Raw genomic sequence first — 11,719 nt, 5'->3', positions numbered from 1 at the left:
CAGTGCGCGCCCTGTTGTCCGCGCTGGCGCGCGAGTCGGACGTTGTCTTTGGCGGAATTGGCTATGCCGCCGACACTTCGAATTTGCGAGCGCTCGAACGGCGTGTCGGCCGTTTTGATATCATCATTGGGCAAACCTGGATGTTCGGTGAGCCGGGCGCCGGACAATATGGCGCCTTCGTGCCACGGGATCTGTCCGATTATCCAGCGCCGAAAGTGCTCAACCTGCTTCAGGTCGACCCCTATGCGATCCCCGAATATATCCATGAAAGCTGCATCAGGCGCGCCGATGCCGTCGTCAGCGCAGTGGCAAGTCCGCAGTACCGTATTCCCGATCCGCGCGCTGCGGCCGCACGCGAGAGCTGGTTCAACCCCGAACTTTACATGGTGCGACATCCCGAGCTCATCGACGAGCGCTGGCTGATGTTGCCCCATTGCATTGCTGACGGGGAGTTCGTGCCGTATGGTTCGGTACCGAAGAGATGGGATGCAATTGTTCCGGGGATCGGCTATCGTTTTCGGAAGGAAGCAAGGGATCATCTCGTCAGTCAGCGAGAATTCTCGCTCACCTCGCTCGAGAGCCCGCTGCAGCGTCTTCTCTATTGGGCCACGACCGATTATCGGGCGCAGCGGCATATTGACCTGTCGGCATGGTTTCATCGTCGTTTCCGCAACATGATCGCCGCGTCCCGCGTCGGCATTACCTGCGACGGATCGGTAGGGTACGCGATCCGCAAGTTCTTCGAGATTCCGGCGTTTGGTGCCCTGCTGGTCGCCCGCTTCTTTCCTGACATGGGCAACCTCGGATTCAAGGACGGGGAAAATTGCTTCGCGGTTGAGGATGGCTTTCTGAGCCGGATAGATGAGGTCCTAAAATTTGCGAAAAGCGATAGCCGGGAAGCGGGGCGTATCGTGAATGCAGGGCAGGAGATGATTCGCGAGCGACACAGTGCGACCGTCCGCGCACGGCAGTTTGTCGTCCTGCTCGAGGCGCTTTGCCTGGGTCAGCTAGGCGGCACGCGATGGCGTGACGGCCGGCAGATCATTCTCGCTCCCGGCGTAGCGGCGGCATTATGATTGCGAAACTTGCCAGGAGGCTGCTCGGCGATCTGTGGCACCAGTTTGGCTGGCGCGCACCGGCGCTCGTCTTTCTCATCATCCTCGCCAGTTCGTTCGAGGGCCTTGCAATCTCGCTCCTGTTGCCGCTTCTCTCGGTCCTGGGTATTACCCGCGGCCAAGAGGCCCATATGTCGCTGTTCAACGCTGCCTTTGCGCGGTTCGATCTCAACATGACACTCGGAACCGTCGTGGCGCTGATCTCCGCTATCATTGCGTTGCAATATTCGTTGGTGATCGCGCAAAGCTGGTTGTCTGCCACAGTGCAAAGCGGTTACTTGCGCGTCCTGCGGCAAGAAACGTTTCGGCGCGTCATGCATGCCGACTGGCCGTTTCTGATGAAGCGTTCTGTTGGTGGACTGATCAATTTCGTGACATCGGAAACCGCGCGCGCCGCATCCGCCGTCTATGTCATTGTTCAACTTGTCAGCGCGGTTGTGACCGCGGCGATCTTCGTGGCCATAGCCGTCGTGCTTTCGTGGCAGCTTACGTTCCTGCTGCTCATTGCGGCCGGACTTGTCGCGGCTCTCCTGCATCCTGTCCTTCGCTGGTCGCGTGCTCTAGGTGCAGAGACATCTGTTCAGCACGCCCTGTCGTTGGGTTGGCTTAACGAGGTGTTCAATGGCGCCAAACTGATCAAGGCCACCGCGGCGGAAGAGTATGTTGCCCGGCGCCACAACGTCATCGAAGATGAGCTTGCCCGCATTCAGCGGGGATTGCTGCTTCAGCCGCATCTGCTGCGGGTAGTGTTTGAGGCAACAGGCATCCTGCTGTTGCTCGGCACCTTGGCGCTTGCCACGACGCTCTTCGGCCTCGAGGGTGGCGTGGTGCTCACAGTAGTGGCATTGTTCATGAGGCTCTATCCGCGTCTCGGCAATCTTCAGCATTTGGTACAACAGCTATTTATCACGCTGCCTGCGGTGGAGAATCTTGAACGACTTAACCGCGAGCTCGACAGCGCGCAGGAAATTATCGGGCAGCCCGACAATCTGCTTTCGCAAGGCGATATAGACATCAGAGATGTTCATCTGCGCTATGATCAACGACCCGTGTTGCAGGGAATCGATTTGCATCTCGCCGCCGGTGGACATTATGCCTTTGTTGGCCGGTCTGGGGCGGGAAAGACGAGCCTCGTCGATTGCCTGCTTGGTCTCATCCCCAGTTCGAAGGGGGACATTCGCGTTGGTGGTGTGCCAATGGCTGAAGTGGGTCTCGCCAACTGGCGCAGGTCCGTGGGCTACGTCACGCAAGAGACGGTGCTCTTCAACATGTCTGTCCGCGACAATATCGCCTGGAGCAATCTGGAAGCGTCGGACGAGATGATCGAGGACGCTGCGCGACGCGCCAACGCCCATGAGTTCATCATGGCAAACCCAAAGGGTTACGATGCGGTAATCGGCGACCGGGGCGTTATGCTGTCCGGCGGGCAGAGGCAGCGCATCGGGCTCGCGCGGGCATTACTCGGCAACCGCGCCTTGCTTATCCTGGACGAAGCCACGAGCGCGCTCGATAGCGATGCAGAACAGTCGATATTGGACGCGATACGCGCGTTGCGCGGGGAGTTAACGGTGATCATGATTGCCCACCGCCTTCCCACGGTTCGTTTCTGCGACCGGATTTTCCTGATCGAGGAGGGGCGCGTGGTCGAAGCAGGCGGTTGGTCTGAGCTGATTAGCAAGAACGGCCGCTTCTCAAGTCTGCTCGAAGCCCAGGGAATGCCCTGATCCGTGTGCCGATGACGGACGTGCTCGTTTTCGTTGGCAGTCTTGCCGTGGGTGGAACCGAGCGGCATCTGTCGCAAGTGTTACCCGCGTTGGCGAAGCGCGGCTGGGCACTCAAGGTCGTCGTCTTCAGCGGCGGCGGCGCGTTTGCGGAGCCTATCGAAGCGGCAGGCATTCCGATCGAGGTTTTGCCGCGCGGTTTTTCTGTCCCAGTTCCGAAATTGAGAGGCGTGCTGGCGCTGATGCAGCAGACACGAGCGCTTGCCGTCGGGCTCCGCCGCCGGCCGCCGCGCATCCTGCACTGCTTCCTCCCAACGTGCTGCATTGTCGGCGGGTTGGCGGGGCGAATGGCAGGATTTTCACCGGTGGTTATGAGTCGTCGGTCTCAGGCTGTGCGGCCTTCCTCGTTTCCCGGAGACAAATGGATGGAGGGTTGGGCGCTCCGGCATGCAAATCTCGTCTTTGGCCATTCCAGCCGGGTGATTGATGAGCTGAAGGCGGAAGGCATCGCAAATACCAAGCTTCGTCTGAACCATAACGGCATCGATCTTGAGGCGTTTGATGACGCGGCCGGCGAGCGAGAAGGGACACGGCGCGCGGAACAATGGCATCCGGACGAGATAGTTTTTGCGACAGTCGCAAATCTCATTCCGTACAAGGGCCATGTGGATTTGCTCCAGGCATTCGCGCGGCTTGCAGGGAATCTGCCGTGGCGTCTGGCCCTGGTCGGACAGGGGAGACCTGCCTTTACGCAGCAGTTGCGCGAGCTCTCGCAACGGTTAGGGCTCGCTGAGCGAGTGGATTTTCTTGGTGGCCGCGCGGACGTTCCGCGACTGCTGAAGGCCGCCGATGCAGGAATCCTGGCCTCGCATCAGGAGGGGTTCCCCAACGCGATCCTCGAATACATGGCCGCCAGCCTGCCGGTGATCGCGACTGCGACAGGCGGAAATTTTGACGCGGTGTGTGAGGATCAGACAGGATTGCTCATTCCCCCCGCCGCACCGGAATTGTTGGCGCAAGCCGCGACCTTGCTGCTGAATGATCCGCTGCTGCGAAAGCGTTTAGGGCAGGCCGGACGCCGGCGCGTCGAATCAACATTCTCTCTCGACGCTTGCGTGGACCGCTATGAGGACGCCTACAGAGGGTTGCTTGGCAATGGACATCATCATGGATGACACCGACGTGAGAGATAAGGAACGTCGATTTGAGTTTGGCGCCAATTGGCGACGGTTTCTCGAGATGGTGGATAGCGCACGCATCCGTACTGCAGAGGAATCGCTGCGCAACATGCTTCCAGAATCGGCACTCCAAGGCAGGAGCTTCGTCGATGTTGGTTGCGGCAGCGGCTTGTTCAGTCTCGCCGCCCGCAATCTCGGCGCCAAAGTTCATTCCCTCGACTACGACCCGCAATCCGTCGAATGCGCCCGTGTGCTGCGCGAGCGGTTTTGCTCGGGCGATGCAGATTGGTCGATTGAACGCGGGTCCGCGCTCGACGAAAGCTATATGCGTAGGCTCGGACAGCATGACGTCGTATATTCCTGGGGCGTCTTGCATCACACAGGTGATATGTGGCGCGCGCTCGAGCTGACAGGCGAGCTGGTCAGCCCAGGCGGCGCGCTGGTCGTCTCAATCTACAACGATCAGGGCCTTCGGTCCGAACGCTGGAAACGAATCAAACGCTATTATGCCAATAGTCCGCAATGGCGCCAAAGGCTCATCGTTTGGCTCGCATTTTTGCGAATCTGGGGCCCACAACTGACGCGTGACTTCCTTCGCGGTCGTGGTCTGTCGACTTGGCGCAACTATGGCGGCGACCGGGGTATGTCGGCTTGGCACGATCTCGTTGACTGGGTCGGCGGTTATCCGTTCGAGGTCGCCAAGCCCGAAGAAATATTCGAGTTCTTCAAGATGCGTGGCTTCAAGTTGCAGAAGTTGAAGACATGCGGAGGTGGCATAGGCTGCAACGAGTTCTTGTTCGTTCGAACATGAGTACCCAAACAGTTTTTTGCGTGATCGGCTCGCTCGATGTCGGTGGGGCGGAACGTCACCTCGTTCAGGTCTTGCCGCGACTTGATCGCAAGCGTTGGTCGCCTGTGGTCTATTGTCTGACCGAGCGTGGTTCGCTGGCTGATGAGTTGGAGGCTAACGGCGTTCCGGTTTTGACTTCAGCGCTGGATCCGCCGCCGAAAGGTGGGTCGCGGGTGCGCCGGGCGTGGTGGGTTGCTGCAACGACGCTAAAACTTGCTGCGACGATGCGTTCTCTAGATCCAGCAATCGCGCATTTCTTTCTCCCTGCTGCCTACATTCTCGGTGCGCCAGCGGCATTCCTCGCACGCATTCCTGTGCGGATCATGAGCCGCCGCAGCCTAAATGAGTACCATACAGGGCATCGTTTTCTACGCCTAGTCGAGCGCAACTTGCATCCCGCAATGAGCGCGATACTTGGGAACTCTCGTAGCGTGGTTCAAGAACTGCATCAGAAAGAAGGGATTCCGAAAGATCGCTTGGGATTGATATATAACGGCATTGATCAGAAATCGTTCGTTTCGACTGAGGCTCGCATCGCCATACGAGAGCGATTGAGCATTTCGGACGACGCAATCGTGTTCGTCGTCGTCGCCAATCTTATTCCCTATAAGGGCCATTCCGATCTTTTCGCAGCGTTTGGGATCGCGAAGCAGCGGCTTCCTCGCAACTGGCGGCTTCTCGTCGTCGGACGAGATGACGGCATCGGCGCGGACTTGAGTGCTTTGACGAAGATCCTGCAGATTGAAGAAAACGTTGTTTTCCTGGGGGGGCGTGACGACGTCCCTGAGTTGCTGCGAAGTGCCGACGTAGGAATTCTCAGCTCGCATCAAGAGGGTTTCTCTAACGCAATTTTGGAAGGCATGGCCGAGGGCCTTCCGATGATAGTTACCAACGTCGGTGGTAATTCAGAGGCCGTTGTCGATCAAGAAACCGGCCTTGTTGTAGCGCCGAGGAATCCGGAGCAATTCGCCGTGGCTATTGAGCGATTGGCAGGCGACGATCAGCTACGGCTGGCCATGGGAGTGAAAGCGAAAACCCGAGTTCAGAAGGAATTTGCGCTGGAAGGCTGCGTGAGGCGGTATGAACAGCTTTATGAGGCATTGCTAAAAGGCCGAAAGCCGGCAGACCTTGCCGAAGTGGGATTTCGTTGAGTCAGGTCCACCGTTCCCGCCAAGCCTCGAACATAAGCACGTTCCAGAGCAAATATTGCCAGTTTCGACGTCCGGATAAGTGCTCGCTCCAATAACGTCTAACGACGCCGCTATCGAGGAATTCGGTTTCTTTCAAGCGGTTTTCCGATAGAAGGGATTCCGCCCAGTCGCGCAGGGGACCGCGCAACCATTCGCCCAGAGGGACGCCAAATCCCATCTTCGGCCGGTCGATCAACTCTTTAGGTACGTGGCGATAAAGAACTTGCCGCAGCAGCCACTTGGTCTCACCACCTCTGATTTTAGCCGAATGTGGCAGCCTCCAGGCCAGCTCGACCACGCGATGGTCCAAAAGGGGGACCCGAGCTTCTAGAGCAATCGCCATGCTAGCCCGGTCGACTTTTGTCAGGATATCGTCCGGCAAATAGGTGACCAGATCCAAAAACTGCATACGGTCTAACAGGTTCGGGAAATCCTTTCGTGCGGTCTCATCCCAGAGAACGCCGCGGTCTTCCGACACGGACGGAGTGATCTGCTCAGGTGTCCAGTGACTGATCAAGCGTCGGTATAGCTCGTCGGCGTAACTTAGCTGGAGTACAGAAGCTATTTTGTGGATCTTGTCGCCAGCTTGCGGACGCGCAAACTTGCTCGGCAGCATGTTAAACAGCCCGTCCCACCGGCCAGGGCTTAACGATGTGAGGCCCGAGGCGAGCGCGAGCCGCATCGGTCTCGGGACGAGCGAAAGCGCACTCCAGAAACGCTTTGTCAGTTCGTATCGATTGTAGCCAGCAAATAGTTCGTCGCCGCCGTCGCCCGAAAGCGCGACAGTGACGTGCTTTCGGGTCATTGCGGACACCAGATAGGTCGGGATCTGAGATGAATCGGCGAATGGTTCGTCGAACATTTCAGCCAAGTTCGGTACGACGTCGAGAGCTTGCCGAGGCGTTACAACAAGTTCGGTGTGGTCGGTGCCGAGATGGCGGGCGACCGCGGCAGCATGGGGCGCCTCATTGAAACTTGCCTGCTCAAATCCGATCGAGAACGTTTTGACCTGCACCGCACTGGCGGCCTTCATCAAGGCGACCACTGTAGAGGAATCAACACCACCCGACAGAAAGGCGCCGAGAGGAACATCGGCGATCATTCGCCGCCCGACGGCGTCCATGAGAAGAGATTCAAGGCGGTCTGTCAGCGTTCGATCATCTTCCCGCAGCGGGTCGCGAATACCGGAGAGAGCCACCTGCCGGGCATCCCAGAACTTCTCGAGCCGTGGCTCGCCGCCAAACGGCAGCGTCAGGATCATTCCCGGTTCGAGCTTGTAGACATTCTCATAGATCGTATGAGGAGCCGGGATATAGTTGTGGCGCATAAATGATGCGACGGCGTTCGGGCGGATTTTGGGCGTCCACGCAGGGTGGCTTCGCAGTGCCTTGAGCTCTGAGCCGAACATGAAGAGGCCCGTGAATTTCGCCCAGTAGATCGGCTTTATTCCGAGCCTGTCACGAAGCAGAGTTAGCGTTTGCGTTTTTCTGTCCCACACTGCAAGTGCAAACATTCCGATCAGTCGATCGGCGGTGGCACGCACACCGACTCTATCAATTGATTCCAGGATCACTTCGGTATCCGAATGACCTCGGAATCGATGCCCCGTCGCTTCGATCTCCGCGCGGATTTCTGCGTGGCTGTAAACCTCGCCATTGTACACAATGACGTAGCGTCCGTTGGCCGAAAGCATTGGCTGATGCCCGGCGATCGAAAGATCCACAATAGACAAGCGCCTGTGCACCAGCGCAACGCCGGCCTCTCCATCGATCCAGACGCCATGGTCGTCGGGGCCACGATGCTGCAAGCTGATGTGCATGGCATCAGCAACGGATCTCAGCTGATCGAGCGATGTCCGCGAACTGGTGACAACAAATCCTGCAATACCGCACATCTTGACTTGCCACCCGTGAAAAACAGTAGAACTCGACCAGGATTGAGCTGCCGATTTTAAGGACGTGCGATAGCGCGCCGGGCACCAGTATTCGAGCAGCAAGAACCAGAAATCTGCGCATTCCGAGCCGTAACTGTTAGAGCTTAGGACGCCCGGCGCCGGCGGTCACGTACCACAGCTGCGGCCGTGGAGTACTGTTAGAACTTCGCGACCAAGCAGGCAATACCGACAGTTTCGCTATTGCTGAATGGCCGGAATAGCGGCTAAACAGACCCCTCAAAAATAGTTTCAGCTGGATAGTTCATAAGTGGCACACGGGCGAAGTATAGCAGTTGTCGGCTTGGGATATGTGGGATTGCCCGTGGCGGTGTCATTTGCCCGAACACAAGTACCGGTCGTCGGGTTCGACGTGGATGTGGCGCGTATTTCCGAGTTGAACGCAGGCCACGATCGCACCCTCGAGGTAGAGATCGCGGACCTTCGTCACGCTTCGCTGTCCTTTTCTGCCGACGTAGCGGCGATCCGGAAGTCCAATTTCTATATCGTCACCGTGCCAACCCCGATCGATGACGCGCATCGGCCGGATCTCGGTGCCATGATGGCGGCCTCGCGTTCGGTCGGAGGCGTGCTCAAGAAGGGTGACATCGTCGTCTACGAATCGACGGTCTATCCCGGTGCCGTCGAGGAAGAATGCGTTCCAGTTTTGGAAGTGACATCGCATCTGAAGGCCGGTACCGACTTCACCGTCGGATATTCGCCCGAGCGGATCAACCCCGGCGACAAGCAGCACCGGTTCGAGACCATCATGAAGGTCGTCTCGGCGCAGGATGCGGGGACGCTCGACATCGTTGCTGACGTTTACGGATCGGTAGTGACGGCCGGCATTCATCGCGCTCCTTCGATCAAGGTCGCCGAGGCCGCCAAGGTCATCGAAAATACCCAACGCGATCTCAATATCGCGTTCATGAACGAACTGTCGTTCATTTTCCAGGCGCTCGGGATCGATACCGGCGACGTGCTGGCGGCGGCGCGAACAAAATGGAACTTCATGCCGTTTCAGCCTGGCCTTGTTGGTGGCCACTGCATCGGCGTCGATCCCTATTACCTGACGTATCGCGCCGAAAAAGCAGGCTACCACCCGGAAGTCATTCTGGCCGGCCGCCGCATCAATGATGGTATGGGCCAGCGGATCGCGCGGGAATGCGTGCGGGGGCTGCTGCGGGGCAAAGGGCAGGGGAGCGTCGTTACAATCCTTGGTTTGACGTTCAAGGAGGACGTTCCGGATACCCGCAACTCTCGAGTGGTCGATATCATCTGCGAGCTGGAATCGTTCGGCCTGACGGTCCAGGTACATGACCCCTTGGCGAATGCGGCCGACGCCCGGCACGAATATGGCGTAACGCTTATCGAACTCGACAAATTGCAACCAGCCCACGCGGTCATTCTTGCAGTCGCACACCATCAATATATAAGCGGCGGCTGGCCGCTTGTTCAGCGATTGTTGTCTGGCGGTGCGGGCCTTGTTCTCGATGTAAAAATGAAGCTCGATCGCAGCTCTCGACCCGTCGGCATCGAGCTATGGCGGCTCTAGGCGAAAATCGGAGAAACGATGTCTGAAAACGCGGTGCTGGTCACCGGAGCCGCCGGCTTTATTGGATTTCATGTAGCGCAGCGCTTGCTGTTGAAGGGGCGCGAGGTTGTCGGGCTAGACATCGTCAATAATTACTACGATCCCAAGCTCAAGGAAGCCCGCCTCGAGATCCTGAAGCTTCATTCCAATTTCCGCTTTGTGAAGCTCGATCTGGCAAATCGTGCGTCGACAAAAATGCTTTTCGAGCAGCAACGGTTTCCCGTTGTCATCCATCTCGCAGCTCAGGCCGGCGTTCGCTACTCGCTTGATAATCCTCACGCCTACATCGATGCCAACATCGAGGGTTTCATCAACGTGCTGGAGGGCTGCCGGAACAATGGCTGCAAACATCTTCTGTTTGCGTCCTCATCCTCGGTCTATGGCGCCAACACCAAATTGCCGTTTTTGGTGCAGGATAATGTCGATCATCCCATCAGTCTTTATGCCGCGTCGAAGAAGGCGAACGAGCTGATGGCGCACGCCTATAGCCACCTCTATCGACTTCCGGCCACGGGATTACGGTTCTTCACCGTCTACGGTCCGTGGGGTCGTCCGGACATGGCGATGTTCATCTTTGCCAAAGCCATCGTCGAGGGCACGCCGATCAAGCTGTTCAATCAGGGCAACATGCTCCGCGATTTCACCTTCGTTGACGATGTCAGCGAGGCGATCGTCCGCCTCATCGATCGCCCGCCGCAGGGCAATCCGAACTGGTCCGGCGACAAGCCTGACCCGTCCAGCAGCGCCGCGCCGTGGAAGATCTACAATATCGGCAACAACAATCCTGAAGATCTCATGCACGTAGTTTCGCTTCTGGAGAAGGAGTTCGGGCGCTCGGCCACCAAAGAGATGGTGCCGATGCAGCCGGGAGACGTGCCGGCGACCTACGCCGACGTTGAAGATCTGGTGCGCGATATTGGATTTCGGCCCGCGACCACGATTGAAGATGGTATCGGACGATTTGCAAAATGGTATCGCAAGTACCACAAGGTCTAACAGGAAGCGACAGACCCTTTTAGCAAGCCACTAGTTTGCTGTTGTCGCAAGCGCTCCTCTCTTCATGCTTGATCGCTTTGTCGAATTTCCGAACTGTCACCTTCGCCGGTGGGGCTGAATGCTATGGCCTGCGCTCGAGAGTAAGGCCCTAGCAAGCTCAATTTGGGCGAATGGGTCATGATAGGAATTTGGTCCCCCCAGTCGGAGTGCTAACCGGCAGTCACTACGCGGTCAACGCAATATTTGCGATTTAACGTCGTTGAGCTGCTGCCAGGCAACCGTTGTTGGGTCAACAAGGCAGTTCAAGATGTGAACGGCGCGTGGCGCTCCCCATCGGCGTCACTGGGCAGGTCGGCGGCTATCTGTCGAATATCTGCTTGGCCTGGGCTGCACGGTGCATGGCGTCAAGCGGCGGTCGTCCTCGTTCAATATTGGACGCATTGATCAATCTCTATGAGGATCCCCACGTTCGCAATGTGCCGTTCCCGCTGCCACCGTGACGACATAACGGATTGGACCAACCTGATCTTGCTGATGCAGCAGATCAGGCCGACCGAGATCTGCAATCTTGCCGCCCAGAGCCATGTCGGCGTCAGTTTTCGAAAGTTCCGAATATACCTCCAGTGCCGACGCGATCGGCGTGCTGCGACCCCTGGAAGCGATCCGGATTTCTCGGCATAGACGCGGTTCTATCAGGCGTCGACTCCGGAACTGTATGGAAGTCCCGCAGGAGACGACGCCATTCTATCCGCGCTCGCCCTATGCCGTCGCCAAGCTGTACGGCTACTGGATCACGGTGAACTACCGCGAGGCCTACGGGATGTATGCCTCGAACGGCATCCTGTTCAATCACGAGAGCCCGATCCGCGGCGCGGACCTTCGTCGCGCGCAAGATCGCGCGGGATTACCCGCATCGAGACCGGTCTGGATGAGACGCTTTACCTCGGAAAATCTCGAGGTGAAGCGCGACTGCCGGCCATGTCAGGGATTCGCTGATATCCACGGGATCGAACTCACGCCAACACGGGGACGAGCTCGATCTGAGTGGCCGCGGATCAAGTTTCGCACGCTACATGATCTTCACAAACCGCTCGGACGTCGGCTCCTGGTTCTCGGACTTCTGTCTCACAGGTGCTGATGCCGGA

At 57.9% G+C, this 11,719-nt stretch carries 10 protein-coding genes; 9 read left to right on the top strand and 1 reads right to left on the bottom strand.

The window, feature by feature from the left end; translation table 11 throughout:
• Positions 1 to 14 precede the first annotated feature (14 nt).
• Genes ACPPVP_RS32525 through ACPPVP_RS32505 form a run of 5 tightly spaced genes read left to right on the top strand, consistent with a single transcriptional unit; the run spans position 15 to position 6,015 of the window.
• Positions 15 to 1,076 (top strand): glycosyltransferase, encoded by a 1,062-nt coding sequence (locus tag ACPPVP_RS32525; protein ID WP_426527678.1) that lies wholly within the window; start codon positions 15 to 17, stop codon positions 1,074 to 1,076.
• The gene (locus ACPPVP_RS32520) at positions 1,073 to 2,839 is read left to right on the top strand and encodes an ABC transporter ATP-binding protein (RefSeq protein ID WP_426527677.1); all 1,767 of its coding nucleotides are present in this window, start codon (positions 1,073 to 1,075) and stop codon (positions 2,837 to 2,839) included. The genes ACPPVP_RS32525 and ACPPVP_RS32520 overlap by 4 nt, the downstream gene beginning before the upstream one ends.
• A gap of 11 nt (positions 2,840 to 2,850) precedes the next feature.
• Complete coding sequence (locus ACPPVP_RS32515) at positions 2,851 to 4,011, top strand: glycosyltransferase (RefSeq protein WP_426527676.1); 1,161 nt, start codon at positions 2,851 to 2,853, stop codon at positions 4,009 to 4,011.
• A complete protein-coding gene (locus ACPPVP_RS32510) occupies positions 4,004 to 4,825 on the top strand; it encodes a class I SAM-dependent methyltransferase (protein ID WP_426527675.1) in 822 nt (273 codons plus the stop codon). The genes ACPPVP_RS32515 and ACPPVP_RS32510 overlap by 8 nt, the downstream gene beginning before the upstream one ends.
• Positions 4,822 to 6,015, top strand: a complete 1,194-nt coding sequence (locus tag ACPPVP_RS32505; RefSeq protein ID WP_426527674.1) for a glycosyltransferase — start codon at positions 4,822 to 4,824, stop codon at positions 6,013 to 6,015. Before ACPPVP_RS32510 ends, ACPPVP_RS32505 begins: the two co-directional genes overlap by 4 nt.
• 1 nt (position 6,016) lies before the next feature.
• Here ACPPVP_RS32505 and asnB read toward each other — a convergent pair whose 3' ends face one another.
• Positions 6,017 to 8,050 (bottom strand): asparagine synthase (glutamine-hydrolyzing), encoded by a 2,034-nt coding sequence (gene asnB / locus ACPPVP_RS32500; protein WP_426527673.1) that lies wholly within the window; start codon positions 8,048 to 8,050, stop codon positions 6,017 to 6,019.
• Between the two features lie 205 nt (positions 8,051 to 8,255).
• Between asnB and ACPPVP_RS32495 the strand changes: the two genes are divergently transcribed.
• The 4 genes from ACPPVP_RS32495 to ACPPVP_RS32480 all read left to right on the top strand — a co-directional run bounded on the left by ACPPVP_RS32495 (position 8,256) and on the right by ACPPVP_RS32480 (position 11,712).
• Positions 8,256 to 9,539, top strand: a complete 1,284-nt coding sequence (locus ACPPVP_RS32495) for a nucleotide sugar dehydrogenase (RefSeq protein ID WP_426527672.1) — start codon at positions 8,256 to 8,258, stop codon at positions 9,537 to 9,539.
• 18 nt (positions 9,540 to 9,557) lie between these two features.
• Positions 9,558 to 10,574, top strand: a complete 1,017-nt coding sequence (locus ACPPVP_RS32490; protein WP_426527671.1) for an NAD-dependent epimerase — start codon at positions 9,558 to 9,560, stop codon at positions 10,572 to 10,574.
• A gap of 453 nt (positions 10,575 to 11,027) precedes the next feature.
• On the top strand, positions 11,028 to 11,255 hold the full coding sequence (locus tag ACPPVP_RS32485) for a GDP-mannose 4,6-dehydratase (RefSeq protein ID WP_426527670.1): 228 nt from the start codon (positions 11,028 to 11,030) through the stop codon (positions 11,253 to 11,255).
• Complete coding sequence (locus ACPPVP_RS32480) at positions 11,158 to 11,712, top strand: GDP-mannose 4,6-dehydratase (protein WP_426527669.1); 555 nt, start codon at positions 11,158 to 11,160, stop codon at positions 11,710 to 11,712. The genes ACPPVP_RS32485 and ACPPVP_RS32480 overlap by 98 nt, the downstream gene beginning before the upstream one ends.
• Positions 11,713 to 11,719 lie beyond the last annotated feature (7 nt).

The sequence above is a fragment of the Bradyrhizobium sp. McL0615 genome, from assembly GCF_049993905.1.
Lineage (GTDB): Bacteria > Pseudomonadota > Alphaproteobacteria > Rhizobiales > Xanthobacteraceae > Bradyrhizobium.
This window is presented reverse-complemented; position numbering and strand designations above follow the sequence as displayed.